14 protein-coding genes are annotated in these 13,601 nt (G+C 68.5%); 3 read left to right on the forward strand and 11 right to left on the reverse strand.

The window, feature by feature from the left end; all coding sequences use genetic code 11:
• Nucleotides 1–6: 6 nt before the first annotated feature.
• The 5 genes from P8R59_RS05980 to dnaB form a co-directional block, all read right to left on the reverse strand.
• Nucleotides 7–528: a Mov34/MPN/PAD-1 family protein gene (locus P8R59_RS05980; RefSeq protein ID WP_052323164.1), complete on the reverse strand. Its 522-nt coding sequence runs from the start codon at nucleotides 526–528 to the stop codon at nucleotides 7–9.
• Nucleotides 525–1,814 carry a ThiF family adenylyltransferase gene (locus tag P8R59_RS05985; RefSeq protein ID WP_005054595.1) on the reverse strand — a complete coding sequence of 430 codons (1,290 nt, stop codon included), beginning with the start codon at nucleotides 1,812–1,814 and terminating at the stop codon, nucleotides 525–527. The genes P8R59_RS05980 and P8R59_RS05985 overlap by 4 nt, the downstream gene beginning before the upstream one ends.
• Nucleotides 1,815–1,827: 13 nt before the next feature.
• Nucleotides 1,828–2,334 carry a hypothetical protein gene (locus tag P8R59_RS05990; RefSeq protein ID WP_005054597.1) on the reverse strand — a complete coding sequence of 169 codons (507 nt, stop codon included), beginning with the start codon at nucleotides 2,332–2,334 and terminating at the stop codon, nucleotides 1,828–1,830.
• A 2-nt stretch (nucleotides 2,335–2,336) separates the two neighbouring features.
• Nucleotides 2,337–3,293 carry a hypothetical protein gene (locus tag P8R59_RS05995; protein ID WP_005054599.1) on the reverse strand — a complete coding sequence of 319 codons (957 nt, stop codon included), beginning with the start codon at nucleotides 3,291–3,293 and terminating at the stop codon, nucleotides 2,337–2,339.
• Between the two features lie 213 nt (nucleotides 3,294–3,506).
• The gene (gene dnaB, locus P8R59_RS06000) at nucleotides 3,507–4,877 is read right to left on the reverse strand and encodes a replicative DNA helicase (RefSeq protein ID WP_083735083.1); all 1,371 of its coding nucleotides are present in this window, start codon (nucleotides 4,875–4,877) and stop codon (nucleotides 3,507–3,509) included.
• A gap of 603 nt (nucleotides 4,878–5,480) precedes the next feature.
• On the opposite strand from dnaB, the gene P8R59_RS06005 reads away from it, so the two are divergent.
• Nucleotides 5,481–6,515, forward strand: coding sequence for a hypothetical protein (locus P8R59_RS06005; RefSeq protein ID WP_278103158.1), 1,035 nt, complete (start codon nucleotides 5,481–5,483; stop codon nucleotides 6,513–6,515).
• Between the two features lie 81 nt (nucleotides 6,516–6,596).
• Nucleotides 6,597–8,213, forward strand: a complete 1,617-nt coding sequence (locus P8R59_RS06010) for a chaplin family protein (RefSeq protein WP_278103159.1) — start codon at nucleotides 6,597–6,599, stop codon at nucleotides 8,211–8,213.
• Between the two features lie 270 nt (nucleotides 8,214–8,483).
• Here P8R59_RS06010 and P8R59_RS06015 read toward each other — a convergent pair whose 3' ends face one another.
• The 6 genes from P8R59_RS06015 to rpsF form a co-directional block, all read right to left on the reverse strand.
• Entirely contained in the window at nucleotides 8,484–8,915 is a 432-nt protein-coding gene (locus tag P8R59_RS06015) for a cupin domain-containing protein (protein ID WP_278103160.1), read from the reverse strand.
• Entirely contained in the window at nucleotides 8,908–10,233 is a 1,326-nt protein-coding gene (locus tag P8R59_RS06020) for an amidohydrolase family protein (protein ID WP_278103161.1), read from the reverse strand. Before P8R59_RS06020 ends, P8R59_RS06015 begins: the two co-directional genes overlap by 8 nt.
• Before the next feature lie 293 nt (nucleotides 10,234–10,526).
• Nucleotides 10,527–10,979: a 50S ribosomal protein L9 gene (gene rplI, locus P8R59_RS06025; protein ID WP_278103162.1), complete on the reverse strand. Its 453-nt coding sequence runs from the start codon at nucleotides 10,977–10,979 to the stop codon at nucleotides 10,527–10,529.
• A 10-nt stretch (nucleotides 10,980–10,989) separates the two neighbouring features.
• The gene (gene rpsR / locus P8R59_RS06030) at nucleotides 10,990–11,244 is read right to left on the reverse strand and encodes a 30S ribosomal protein S18 (protein ID WP_055832386.1); all 255 of its coding nucleotides are present in this window, start codon (nucleotides 11,242–11,244) and stop codon (nucleotides 10,990–10,992) included.
• Between the two features lie 101 nt (nucleotides 11,245–11,345).
• Nucleotides 11,346–11,855 (reverse strand): single-stranded DNA-binding protein, encoded by a 510-nt coding sequence (locus P8R59_RS06035; RefSeq protein WP_077051099.1) that lies wholly within the window; start codon nucleotides 11,853–11,855, stop codon nucleotides 11,346–11,348.
• 5 nt (nucleotides 11,856–11,860) lie between these two features.
• Nucleotides 11,861–12,253 (reverse strand): 30S ribosomal protein S6, encoded by a 393-nt coding sequence (gene rpsF / locus P8R59_RS06040; RefSeq protein ID WP_022879872.1) that lies wholly within the window; start codon nucleotides 12,251–12,253, stop codon nucleotides 11,861–11,863.
• 178 nt (nucleotides 12,254–12,431) lie between these two features.
• Between rpsF and P8R59_RS06045 the strand changes: the two genes are divergently transcribed.
• The gene (locus P8R59_RS06045) at nucleotides 12,432–13,520 is read left to right on the forward strand and encodes a hypothetical protein (protein ID WP_278103163.1); all 1,089 of its coding nucleotides are present in this window, start codon (nucleotides 12,432–12,434) and stop codon (nucleotides 13,518–13,520) included.
• The last annotated feature ends 81 nt before the right edge of the window (nucleotides 13,521–13,601 follow it).

A 13,601-nucleotide genomic window follows, 5' to 3' on the forward strand; every position in this document is an offset into this window, starting at 1 on the left:
GAAACCTCAACTTCGATGTTGGACTTCAGTGGCTTCGCCGGGTGGCATCTGGTTCCGCGAGCCCTGATCGGTTGCTGTGAGTGCGAGCGCGGCACGGTGGAGTTCGATGCCGTCTGGCGATTGCGCGAGCACCCATACGCTCAGGTGCGGGCGGGGATTCGGTGACCCAATAAGCGCGATGAATCGATGGAAGCGAAGTTCCAAGTCGACGAGGTGGGAGATGTAGGTGTTGAGATCCAGCGGGCTGGGTTCTGGCGGACCGTTGGGATGGGTGTGCCATTCTCCGATCCATTGTGAGCGGTCGACCTTGTGGGCGCGGTCCGCGGCGAGTTGGGTGTATTCGAGGTCACGGAGGAAGTAGCCGGGTTGGTGGACGGCGTTCGGACCGGGTGCGGAGGCGGATGTAATGACGAGGGCGTTTTCGTGTCCGAAGAGTGCACCGCCGGTTTCGAGCGTGGGGTCGCTTCTCGCGATGATCGTTCTGATCGATGTGAGCGCACCCTGGGTGATACCGACGGTCCAGCTCACGGGTGGCGATGGCATGCGGGGCAGTCCGGGTAAGGGGGCGTCGCGGAGGACCAGTGCGGGTGGAGTGCTCGTCGCGCATCGAAGGGGGCGGCGTAGCCGGGTGATGGGCGGAGGGCGATGACGAGGTTGTCATCGGTGAGGGTCTGATCGACTTCACCGGCGTTTTGCAAGAGAGTCGCGACGGCGACTTTCGCTGCGATGCTCCCAACGAGGTGAAGGTCTCCACCTATTGCGGTCATCGGGTTGTGTCGGGTGCCGTCCCCGTAGCCTCGGTCCAGGCTCGGTTCGGGATCGATCATTCCGTTGTCGCGCATGTATCGACGCTGACAGTCGAGGCATCCGACCTCGGGCAGTGCACGGATGCGCAGAATCTCTCCGTATCTGCCGTCGGCGAGGACGCAGGCGAACACAATCGGTTTGCCCGCACGGCGTGCAAGGTAGTTTGCGACGCGTCGGGGTTCGACTCCGTCGACGGTGCAGATGATGATGTCGGCGGCGTCAATCAGGGGTCGGGTGATGTTGGCGTTGGCGGTGAGGTCGATGGGCCATGGGCTGATGTTGCTTTCCGGCCACTGCCTGTTCAGGGATGCCTTTAATCCATCCACTTTGGACATTCCAACGCTCGCGGCAGCGAGGACGTGCCGGGGAACGTTGTGGAAGAGGATCTTGTCAGGATCGACCAGGTCGATGTGGCCAACTCCGTAGCTTGCGAGTGCTTCGGCTGCGGCTCCTCCGATGCTGCCGGCGCCTAGCAGGAGCGCCCGCGAGGTCGAGAGGAGGCTGGTTGGCCAGAGGCTTCCAAGGGCGGTCACATGCTGGGTTCCGTCCTGGATGTCCAAAGAAATGGGGCGGACGGTGTCGTTCGAGATCGTCCACGCCGACCAGGCCGGAAGCCGTTCCCCATCGCGGATCTCCGGAGGGTCGGGACAGAAGGTCACGGCGATGTGCCATTGGCCGGGAAGCGGTGCGATCGCCTGCGGGACGAGGGTCTGGAAGGCGTCGAAGGGCATTGTCGCGTGTTGGTGGGTGAGAAGGTACGCGCAAAACGCGGCGTCCGCCGGCACTCGGTACCAGTGGCCGACGCGATTGAAGTCGGCGACCGTGAGGAAGTGGTCGGGATCCTCCGTGAGATGGACGAGGTCCGAGTCTTCGTTCGAGAGGGCGACGACTATGGCGGCCTTGTCCGGTGCGGACAGACGGCAGGTGAGATTGCCCCACGCGTACGACTTGTCGATGACCTCCATCGCTTCGGTGGGCAACAGCACCAGCCAGTTCTCGCCACTCATGCGCTGTGCTCGGTCACGCTGTCTCTTCCGCGGTCGCGGTGATCAAGTGATCGAGTTGCTCGTCGGTGACGATGCCGTTGACTGTCATGTTCGGGATCTTGCCGCGCTGAAACAGGGCGAACTCGATCATCCATCCCGACGCTTTCAGGATCAGATCGCTGGTCCGCGAGAAGAGGTCCCACTGGTCGGCATCACGGAGCAGGCAGAGGCCGCCATTGGGGAGCACGTGGTACTGGGTGAAGCTTCGCAGGGTGACGTCGGGCTGCGGTTCCAAAGGGTAGAGGATTGGTGGGACCGCGGGGAAGCCGTGCCCGTACGCGACCCGCGCGCGCAGCGGCTGGTCGACGAGGTTTGACAGCCCGGCTGGTTCGGGTCGTGTGAATGGCCATACCGGGAGTGCGCCGCTGAAGTGACCGGCACCTTCGGGCGTCCACTCGAGGGCGGGGGCCACCGAACCGATGTCGTCGATCTCCTGCGCGAGACGACCCGGGTCATCCTCCCACCAGCTGCGGAGGATCAAGGTCAGCCCTGCGGGGAATCGCGAACCGGACGCGGCCCAGTCTCTCCCGCTCCACCGGGAGGCAGTACGAGCGGGAACGCAGTCCCGAAGACGGACTGCCAGTGACGTGTCGCGGCCGGCTGATCATTGGAGGCGACGGCCCGAAGCGCCGCGACGGCGTCAGCTGCTGCATCCTCTAGGGACCTGCGCAGACCGGCCACGTCCAGACTCGGCTGGATCAACCCGGAGAGCTCCGCGGGATCTTCAACGCGCAAGGAGTGCGTCGAGGCGTTGACGAAGAAGTTCTTCAACGCCTCGGGTCGGTTGTTGCTCACCGACAGGCAGTCCAACGCGAGAACCTCCATCACGAGCGACTTGACCGTGCCGGTCACATCTTCATGCTGACGCGACCAGTACTTGAGGACCCGGACCAGCGGGCGAAACAACGACCAGTCCTGCTGCCGCCGTGCGACCTCGTTGATGAGGTACTCAGGGTCTGCGAGCGACCAGCGCTCCTCCTTCTTGAACGGGATCAGGATCCCGTCCGGACGTCGCAACGCTGGCATCACATCGACAGTGAACGCGTTGTCCTGCTCCGGCGGATCGACGAAACACTTCGCGGCGCGATTGCGGTCGGCGGTGCGGATCAGGCGCACCAGCTGCGCGCGCGATCCGTGGGACACGGAGAGGAGATCGTTCACCAGATCATGGCAACGCTCGATCGCCTCTTCGGCAGAGCCCCCGTCCTCGCCCCAGTCCGGGTGCTCGTCCTGATCGAACTCGACCACGAGATCCACATCATGCACCGGCTGCAGCTGGGTGCTGCGGGCGAGCGAACCCGACCCCCACACCACCTTCACATCCGGCGCGGTCAGCAACGCGGACGTGAAGGTGTCGCGACGGTCACGGGCAATCTGCACGACCTTCACATCCGCGTCGACAACCGACTGCAGGGTAGCGAAAGACTCGAGAACCGTCATGGAGCACCTCTCCCCAGCGGCCCGGGTGCGGGCGCTGATTCAGCGTACGGCCGACCTCGGACATCTTGCGGAAGAGTCGCCGTCTCTCGTCCCGCATACTCGGCGCCCTCACGTCCGACTACATGCAGCGTTCTCAGGAACATGGCGGATCCGCCATTTGTCCGCCACTTCATCTGAGAATCCGCCATCTTCGCCGAGAACCTACAGAACCGACTACATCCCCGGCGCCATGTCAGCGAACCGTGAGTAGTGGCCCTGGAACGCCACGGTGATCGTGTCGGTCGGACCGTTACGGTGCTTCGCCACGATTAGGTCGGCCTCACCGGCACGCGGCGAGTCCTTCTCGTACGCGGCCTCACGGTGGAGGAGCACGACCATGTCGGCATCCTGCTCGATCGACCCCGACTCACGCAGGTCGGACAGGGCCGGCTTCTTGTCGGCGCGCTGCTCGGCACCACGGTTCAGCTGCGACAGCGCGATGACCGGAACCTGCAGCTCCTTCGCCATCAGCTTCAGCGCACGCGAGAACTCACTGACCTCTTGCTGACGCGACTCGACGCGCTTACCGCTCGTGAGCAGCTGCAGGTAGTCGATGACGACCATCTTCAGACCCTCGCGCTGCTTCAGGCGACGGCACTTCGCCCGGATCTCGACCAGCGTCATGTTCGGGCTGTCGTCGATGTACAGGGGGGCGTCGTTGATGCGACCGCGGGTCGACGCGACGGTCGTCCAGTCGCGCGAGTCGAGCGTTCCCTTGCGCATGCTCTGCAGCGGGATCGATCCCTCGGCGCTCAGCAGGCGCATCGCGATCTCGCTGCGCCCCATCTCGAGCGAGAAGAAGATGCAGGGCGCGTTCGACTTGATCGCGGCGGCGCGGGCGAAGTCGAGCGCGAGCGTCGACTTACCCATGGCGGGACGCGCGGCGAGCACGATCATCTGACCCGGGTGCAGACCGTTGGTCAGCTGGTCGAGGCCCGCGAACCCGGTCGGGATGCCGGTCATCGATCCGTCGCGACCGCGAGCGGCCTCGATCTCTTCGACCGCGGCATCCACGGCCATCGTCAGGGGGATGTAGTCCTCGGCGCTGTCGTCGCCCGAGACGTTGTAGATCTCGGCCTGCGCGCTGTTGACGAGCTCGGTCGGGTCGCCCTCGCCCGCGTAGCCCATCTGCACGATGCGCGTGCCCGCCTCGACCAGGCGGCGCAGCAGCGCGCGCTCGGCGACGATCGAGGCGTAGTAGCCGGCGTTGGCGGCCGTCGGCACGATCGAGGTGAGCGTGTGCAGGTAATCAGCACCACCGGCCCGCTGCAGCTCGCCGGTCTTGATGAGCTCGTCGGTGACGGCGACGACGTCGGTCGGCTCACCGTGCGAGTACAGCGTGAGGATTGCCTCGAAGATCAGCTCGTGCTTCGGCACGTAGAAGTCGGGCCCGCGGAGCGTCTCGATGACGTCGGCCACGGCGTCCTTCGACAGCAACATGCCGCCCAGGGCGCTCTGCTCCGCCAGGATGTCGTGCGGCGGGGTGCGCTCCGGCCGCGGCGACGACCCTCCGAGACGCTCGTTGGCGATGTCGGTGATCGACACAGGCACTCCTTCTCAGTTTCGGACGCACTCCCCCACCGGCCGATTCGCGCACGTGAAGCGCAATCGACGCATCGGATGACGACCTCGGGCAGCATCGAATCACCGACCTCCGACATCGACGCGCGTGAGTGGAGCGGGTGTGCCCGATGGGATGCACCCACGCTAAGGACCACCCCTCCTCCACGCAAACAGCCCTGTGGATAACTCTGTGGACAGCTTGAGAGAAACGCCGCGATTGCTGTGCACAACTCCTGTGGACAACTCCGTGGATGATGTGGAAACTGCCTTGCTAAGATGCTTCTGACCTGGGCTTTATCTCTCCACAGGAAAGCTGTGGGAATCCTGGTTGAAGCATGGGTTGAAGGTTGCTCGACTTGACAAAAGTGTGTGGACAACACGGGGGATAACTTCGCGGAACAGCTAGTGAGAACCGCGGCGGCTGTCAAGTTATGTTCACGTGCGGCGTGTCGGTCGGTTCCCCGGTCGACACCGCGTGGTAACTGGGCGTTCCCTGAGCCTCTGGCCTTCTCCGGGGGACCGGCGTAAAGTCGCCCGCCATAGACACGTCATAGGCGAGTGTCTATGGACTTTGGGGAGTCAGACATGGATGCCGTGACCCGGCGAAGCGCGATCCCGGCGCTCCGCGTGCTCGGGTGGGCGTTCGTCGCGGCACTGGCCTGGGTCTTCCTCTCCCTCTCTTTCTCGTCGTCCTCCGCGTCGGCGAACGACGACTCCGGCTCCGGTCTCCTCGGTCTCGTCTCCGACACCGTGAACAGCACCACCGGGGCGGTCGGCGGCGTGGTCGACGACACCGTGGCATCCGTGGTCCAGACGGTCGAGCCCGTGACGGCCCCCGTCGCAGAGGTCGTCCCCGCGCCCGTGAGCGAGCCGGTCCGCGCGGTCACCGAGACCACGGTCGACACCGTGAACACCGTGGTCGGCACGGTCAACGACACCGCGGCGAGCGCCGTCGACACGGTCACCGACACCGTGTCGGACGTCGCCTCGTCGGAGGTCGTCGGAACGATCGTCACCCCGGTGGTCGACACCGTCGTCGCGGTCCCGGTCGTGGGCGGAATCGTCTCCGGTATCGGCCTCGACGACGTCGTCACCGGCGTGGTCGACACCGTCGACGGGACCCTCCCGGTGGTCGTCGGAACGGCGCCGTCCACCGACCCGATCCTCCCCACCCTCCCGGGCGGCGGCTCGCTCCCCGGCGTCGGCCTCGACCCTTCGACGCCGACGCACGCCGATCCGCTCGCCGAGGTCTTCGTCCCGGCTCCCGCCACGGCATCCGCAGCCCTTCCCGCGGCCGTGCCGAGCGCCATCGACGCCACGGCCGCGCGCGTCGAAGCCGCCACGGAAGCCTTCGCCGCGACCGCGACGGGCAGCGTCCCGGGCCACACCTCCGCCCACGGCACCACGCCGCCCACCGAGACGCCCGTCGGCTACGGCCTGGGCGATGGCATCCCGGGTTCGGCTTCGGCATCCTTCGCGTCCGGCGCCGGCGGGCCCACCGCCGCGTGCCTCGACGACCGTTCCGGCGCGCCGACCTTCGTTCTTCTCTTCCGCAGCGCACTCGTCGACGACGATCTCCCCGGCGCTCCCACCTTCGCCACCGACGTCTCCCCTGACTGAGGCGGGCCGCGTCGTGCTCCGGCACGACAGACGGTCCCGCGCGTTCCGCGCACCTCATTCACAACTCAGGAGAGAACTCTCATGCGCAAGATCTACTCGCGTGCCATCCTCGGCGCGCTGATCGGCGGCGGCTTGGCCGTCGTCGGAGCCGGCATGGCAAATGCCGCGGAGACGTCGGGCACCGACGGCCTCCTCTCGGGCGATCAGGCGATCATCTCGGTCGACCTGCCCGTCACCATCGGCGGCAACGCCGTGTCCGTCATCGGAGACAGCCATTCCTCGGATGCCGAGACCTCGGCGCCCGCGTCACAGCCCGCGCCGGAAGCCAGCACCGACGGAAGCGACAGCATCCTCGGCGGCAACCAGGGCCTCGTCTCGGTGGATGTGCCCGTGACCGTCGGCGGCAACGCCGTGTCGGTCATCGGCGACAGCCACTCGTCGGACGCGGACACCACGGGCGGCTCGGCCTCTGGCGGCTCGGGCGACGTCACCACCGACGGCACCGACAGCCTCGGCGGCGGCAACCAGGTCGAGGCTCCGGTCTCGGCGCCCGTCACCGTCGGCGGCAACGCCGTCTCGGTCATCGGCGACAGCCACACCGAGGATGCCACCACCACCGGCGGCTCCACGGGTGGCGGCGCCGGCGACATCGAGACGGACGGCACCGACAGCGTGCTCGGCGGCAACCAGGCCGTCCTGCCCGTCTCGGTTCCCGTCACCATCGGCGGCAACGCCGTATCGGTCATCGGAGACAGCCACACCGAGGATGCCACCACCACCGGCGGCGGCTCGGGCGGCGGCTCCACCTCGGGCGGCGGCGTCGGCGACGTCGAGACCGACGGCACCGACAGCCTCGGTGGCGGCAACCAGCTGATCGCCCCGATCAGCCTGCCCGTAACGATCGGCGGAAACGCCGTGTCCGGCATCGGAGACAGCCACACCGAGGACGCCACCACCACCGGCGGCGGCTCCACGGGCGGCGTCGGCGACGTCACCACCGACGGCACCGACAGCATCCTCGGCGGCAACCAGGCGATCCTCCCGATCAGCCTCCCCGTCACGATCGGCGGCAACGCGGTCTCCGGCATCGGAGACAGCCACACCGAGAACGCCACCACCACCGGCGGCGGCTCCGCTGGCCTGATCGGCGACGTCACCACCGACGGCACCGACAGCATCCTCGGCGGCAACCAGGCGATCCTCCCGATCAGCCTCCCCGTCACCATCGGCGGCAACGCGGTGTCGATCATCGGCGACAGCACCACGACGGGTTCGGAGACCGGAACCCCGGGAACGCCGGGAACGCCCGGCACCCCCGGCACCCCGGGCACCCCCGGAACCCCCGGCACGCCCGGAACCCCGGGCACCCCCGGCACCCCCGGCACCCCGGGCACCCCCGGAACCCCCGGCACCCCCGGCACCCCGGGCACCCCCGGAACCCCCGGCACCCCCGGAACCCCGGGCACCCCCGGAACGCCCGGCACCCCCGGAACGCCCGGAACCCCCGGAACGTCCGGCGTGACCGGCTCGGTCGCCTCAGTGTCGTCGGCGTCGGCGGTGTCGTCGACGGCCGCGGCTCAGGGTTCGCTCGCCGTCACCGGAGTCAGCGGCGGCATGGTGTGGGGTCTGCTCACCGCAGCTCTGCTCCTGCTGGCCATCGGAGGGGCGCTGGTCATCCGTCGCCGCCTCACTGCCTGACACCCGTTGAGGAGGGGCTTCGGCCTCTCCCGACGGGGCACCGGATGCCGTGACTCATTGGGGGCATGGCATCCGGTGTCCGGCATGTCCGGCGTCGGCGGTCCGGTCGACGCCGCGACCGGGATCGCGCCCCGCACGGCCGGAGGGGATTCGGCGGAGGAGCGAAACCCACAGCGGCATCCTCCCTCCGCCGAATCCCCTCCGCTCGCGCGGCTCAGCACGGCCCCCGCGCGACTCCGAGGCCGCGACCCGAACGCGCCGCGCAACGACTCAGTCGGCGAGGCGCCAGTCCTCGAAGCTGAACCCCGGCGAGACGAGGCAGCTCACGACCGCTTCGGCATCGTCGACGAGACGCGCCGACTGCCACACGCCCGCGGGGACGGTCGCCTGCAGCCTCTCCCCCGCCGCGAGGTCCGCACCGAGGACGACCGGGACAGCATCCGAAGGCGCAGCCCCGTCGCCGCCGAACGACAGCTCGAGGCGGCCCGGTCCGTGCCACAGCCACACCTCGTCGCTGGTGACGACGTGCCACGCGCTGTGCTCGCCCGGGGTCAGCAGGTAGTGGATCAGCGTCGCCGCGGGACGCGCACCCGCGGAGGTGTCGACCGCGTACGTACCGGTCCACATGCGGCGGAACCATCCGCCCTCGGGGTGCTGCTCGAGGTCGAGCAGCCGGGCGGTGGTGGGGCGGTCGTCAGTCACGGGACACTCCGGTCTCTCGGGTGAAAGCGGGGGATGCGACGCGCACTTCGCCGTCGATGAACGTCGCGGCCGCGCGCCCGGCGCCGTCGACCACGAGGTGCTCGATCATGTCGTCGGCGGCGGCCATGTCGACGTCGAAGAACGCGAGGTCGGCGACGGCACCCACCGCGAGGTAGCCGGTGCGCTGCGGCCCGGTGTCGAGTCCCATGGCGTGGGCTCCCCCGAGCGTCGCGGCGCGCAGCAGCAGCGCCGACAGGTCGCGGTGGGCGTAGCCCTGGTGCCGCGCGAGGCGGTGCAGCGCGGCCACGTCGCCCAGCAGGTCCAGCGACGGAGACGACGACAGCGAGTCGGTGCCGACCGCGATCGCGTTGCCCTCCACGAGGTACGCCGCGACGGGCGGCTCATCGAGCCCGATCACGGCGTTCGACCGCGGACACAGCGCGACGGTCGTCCCCCGCTGCCGCAGCACCGACCGGTCGCGGGCCGTCATGTAGACGCCGTGGGCGATGTGGCAGTCGGGTCCGAGCACGCCGAGCTCGTCGACGAACTCCGTCGCCCCCGTGCCGAAGCCCTCATCGCGCAGCGCCTGGAAGCTCGCCGGACGCCGCTCCCGCCACGGCAGCGCCTCGCCGTGCTCGAGCTCGAACGCGGCCTCGCCGAGGTGGATGTGCAACCGGCTCCCCCGCTCGCGCACGATGTCGGGGATCTCCAGCAGCGGCTCGACGTCGAGCGAGTACGGAGCGTGCGGCGACAGGCCGGTTCCGGGCGGCGACGGCAGCGAGTCCAGCCGCGCCTCGACCTCGGCCCTCCCCCGCTCGGCCCACGCGGCGTTGGTCCAGCTCATCACCTCCCAGTAGGTGATGCCGTGCAGCCGCGCATCGTGCAGCGCGGATGCCGCCTCGACGTCGGTCACGATGTCGGCCACCGCGGTCGTGCCGGCGGCGATCATCTGCGCGGCGCCCGCCCTGGCATCCATCGCCCAATCCAGGCCCGACTCGTAGACCGGCTGGAAGGCCGCGGCCCAGTCCTCGAACCCGGTGTAGGAGCCGCGCCCGACCTCGGCCATGCCGGTGTACTGGAGGTGCGAGTGCGCGTTGACGAGGCCGGGCGTCAGGATGCCGGGCCAGTGCACCTCGTCGAAGTCGACGCCGCGCTGGCGCAGCTCGTGCCGCACCCACTCGCGGTCGCCGACGTGCCGGATGCGCCCGCCCGCGACGGCGATCGCCCCCTCGACGATCGGCGGGGCGGTGATCGGGACGACGAGGGATGCCGAATACAGCACGACCCGCGGGCGCTCGGGTGCGCGATCGACGGTCATGCTGCCCAGCCTAGGGACGCGGTGTGACGGCCGCGTGTCGCGAGGATCCCGCGCTGCCGCGTCACCCAACGCCGAAGCACAGCCCGTTTGGGGCGGATTCCGCGCATTGGGGCGCGCAATTCACGCCCCAAACGACGAATCACGCCCCAAACCCGAAACCGCAGCAACCGCAGCGCCCGCCGAAGCACCGCGACCACCGCAGCCAACGCAGCCGCAGCCGCCGACCCGCACCGCGCCAACGCAGAACGGCCCCGGTCCGCCGAAGCGGGACCGGGGCCGTTCTCAGACGCGAATTACTTCGCGGCGACCACCTGGAGGGTGATCACAGCGGTGAGGTCGTCGCGGAGGCGAACGGTCGCCTCGTGCTCGCCCACCGACTTGATCGCCGAGGTGATCTGGATCTTGCGCTTGTCGAGCTCACCGAGACCGGCGGCCTTGACCGCGTCGGCGACGTCGCCCGTCTTGACGGAACCGAACAGGCGGCCCTCGGCACCGGCCTTGACGGCCAGCTTGACGGTGTTCGACTCGAGCGTGTTCTTCAGGGCCACGGCCTCGTCGTGGTCGTGGATCGCGCGGGACTCGCGAGCGGCGCGGATCGACGCGACCTGCTTCTCGCCACCGCGGCTCCAGGACACGGCGAAGCCCTGCGGGATGAGGTAGTTACGGGCGTACCCGTTCTTGACCTCGACAACATCACCGGCGCTACCGAGCCCGGTGACCTCATTCGTGAGAATCAGCTTTGCCATCGGGTGCTCCTTAGCGGCCGGCGCCGGCGTAGGGCAGGAGAGCCATCTCGCGCGCGTTCTTGATGGCGCGGGCGATCAGACGCTGCTCCTGCACGGAGACACCGGTGATACGACGGGCGCGGATCTTGCCGCGCTCCGAGATGAACTTGCGGAGGGTGGGGACGTCCTTGTAGTCGATGACGCCGACGCGGATCGCCTTCGCGGGGGCTGCGTTCTTCGCGCCCTTCCGCGGCTTGCGGCGGTCGCCAGTGGCCTTTCCAGCCATGCTTCCTTCTTTCGTGTGGATTCGGATGCCGGGGGCGCTTGCGGCGTCCGGGCTCGGCATCCGGAATTTCGGGGGTCGTCACGCCCTGAGGCGTAGCGAGATCAGAACGGGGTGTCGTCTCCGTAGGAACCGGGAGTGCTCCACGCATCGGCGCCGCCGCCCTGGTTCGACCCGGGGGTCGACCACGGCTCGTCGGAGCCCTGCTGCACCTGTGCCCGCTGACCGCCGCCACCGCCGCCGCCCGAAGAGGCGGCACGGGTGACCTGCGCGGTCGCGTAGCGGAGCGAGGGGCCGATCTCGTCGACCTCCAGCTCGATCGAGGTTCGGTTGTTGCCCTCGCGGTCCTGGTACGAGCGCTGCTTCAGGCGACCGGTCGCGATGACGCGAGACCCCTTCGTCAGCGATCCGGCGACGTGCTCGGCGAATTCGCGCCACACCGAGGCGCGCAGGAAGAGCGCCTCGCCGTCCTTCCACTCGTTCGCCTGACGGTCGAACGTGCGGGGGGTCGACGCGATGGTGAAGTTCGCCACGGGCAGCCCGTTCTGCGTGTACCGCAGCTCAGGGTCGGCCGTGAGGTTCCCCACGACGGTGATGACGGTTTCGCCGGCCATCGTCGTTACTTCGCAGCCTTCTCGGCGGACTCGACCTTGCGGGGAGCGGCGGCCTTGCGGGCAGCCTTCTCCTCGGAGCGCTTCGCCTCGGCGGCGACCTGCGCGATGGCCTCTTCCGCACGGAGGACCTTGGTACGCATGATCTGCTCGCTCAGCTTCAGCTGGCGGTCGAGCTCCTGCGTGGCCTCGCTCGTGGCGGTGAAGTCGACGACGGCATAGATGCCCTCGTTCTTCTTCTTGATCTCGTAGGCCAGACGGCGGCGTCCCCAGACATCCACCTTCTCGATGGTTCCCCCATCGTTGGTGATGACCTTGAGGAACCCGTCGAGCTTCGGAGCGACCTGGCGCTCGTCGATCTCGGGGTCGAAGATGACCATGAGTTCGTACTGGTGCGTCACTAACCCACCTCCTTCGGACTAGAACGGCTGACGGGCATTTCCCGGCAGCAGGAGGGTGTGGTGCACGTCGTCTCGGGCTTACACGCGCATGGGCGTCGCCAGACAACCTTCGTAGTCTAACGGATGCCACCCCGCAGCGGGAATCGAGCTTCCGCGCCGCTCTCGGTAGCGTGGGGCCATGAGCGGCTCGACGCTGAACACCTCTGCCCTGACGCAACCGGTCTCCCGCGCGGAGGTGCGGGCGTTCACCGCGCAGCTCCGCCGCGAGGGGAAGCTCACGAGCGTGGTGGTCACCACGGTCGGGTTCGTCGTCGTGGGTGGCATCCTGCTCGTCGCCGCCTCCCTCATGGCCACGGTCGTCAGCTTCGGACTGTTCGCGGACGAGGGGCGACCGAATCCGATCGGCATCGCCTTCCTGCTGTTCTTCGTCGCGGTGATCGTGCTGATCGCGTACGCGCTGGTCGTGCTCTTCCGCGGCCGCGCGACCCGCCGTTACCGGCTCGCGCACTTCGCCGAAGCCAACGGGCTGACGTGGTTCCCGACCGTGCCGAAGCCCGACCTGCCCGGCATGATCTTCAGCGAGGGCCACTCCCGCGAGGCCACCGACGTCATCCACGGCCCGCGTCCGCGCTGGGTCGAGGTCGGCAACTACACGTACAAGACCGGGTCGGGCAAGAACGAGCAGACGCACCGCTGGGCGTACGTCATGCTGCGGCTGGACACCCCGCTCCCCCACATCGTCCTGGATGCCGTGGGCAACAACGGCCTGTTCGGGGTGTCGAACCTGCCGACGACGTTCTCGCGCGATCAGCGCCTGAGCCTCGAGGGCGACTTCGACCAGCACTTCGCGCTGTACTGCCCGACCGGGTACGAGCGCGACGCGCTGTACCTCTTCACCCCCGACGTCATGGCGCGGTTCATCGACAACGCCGCGGCCCTCGACGTCGAGATCATCGACGACCGCCTCTTCCTCTACGCGCGTCGCGAGCTGTCGACCCTCGACCCGGCGGTGTGGCAGTGGATTTTCGGCACAGTGGATGCCATCGACGAGAAGCTCGGCCAGTGGGCGCGGTGGCGCGACGAACGGCTGCCCGCGGCTGCTGCGCCCGTGGCATCCGGTGTTCCGCTGCTCACTCCCCCGCCCGTCGGCGTCGCGCGCGAGGGACGCCGGCTGCGCCGCGGCTTCTCGTGGGTCGGCGGCGTGCTCGCGGTGCTGGCGATCGGCTGGTGGCTGTTCACCGTGATCTCCGACACGTTCCTGCGCTAGCCCTCCCCCCGCGTGAGTCGCCAGAATTTGTCGCCTCGGCGGCCCGGCAGGCGACAAATGTTGGCGACTCACGCGAATGCG

The organism is Microbacterium proteolyticum (assembly GCF_029639405.1).
GTDB lineage: Bacteria > Actinomycetota > Actinomycetes > Actinomycetales > Microbacteriaceae > Microbacterium.

Coding starts and splice junctions, on each gene's coding strand:
- P8R59_RS05995 (WP_005054599.1), bottom strand. CDS start 3,293: ATGACGGTTCTCGAGTCTTTCGCTACCCTGCAGTCGGTTGTCGACGCG.
- P8R59_RS06035 (WP_077051099.1), bottom strand. CDS start 11,855: ATGGCCGGCGAAACCGTCATCACCGTCGTGGGGAACCTCACGGCCGAC.
- P8R59_RS06010 (WP_278103159.1), top strand. CDS start 6,597: ATGCGCAAGATCTACTCGCGTGCCATCCTCGGCGCGCTGATCGGCGGC.
- P8R59_RS06020 (WP_278103161.1), bottom strand. CDS start 10,233: ATGACCGTCGATCGCGCACCCGAGCGCCCGCGGGTCGTGCTGTATTCG.
- P8R59_RS06045 (WP_278103163.1), top strand. CDS start 12,432: ATGAGCGGCTCGACGCTGAACACCTCTGCCCTGACGCAACCGGTCTCC.
- P8R59_RS06005 (WP_278103158.1), top strand. CDS start 5,481: ATGGATGCCGTGACCCGGCGAAGCGCGATCCCGGCGCTCCGCGTGCTC.
- P8R59_RS05985 (WP_005054595.1), bottom strand. CDS start 1,814: ATGAGTGGCGAGAACTGGCTGGTGCTGTTGCCCACCGAAGCGATGGAG.
- rplI (WP_278103162.1), bottom strand. CDS start 10,979: ATGGCAAAGCTGATTCTCACGAATGAGGTCACCGGGCTCGGTAGCGCC.
- rpsR (WP_055832386.1), bottom strand. CDS start 11,244: ATGGCTGGAAAGGCCACTGGCGACCGCCGCAAGCCGCGGAAGGGCGCG.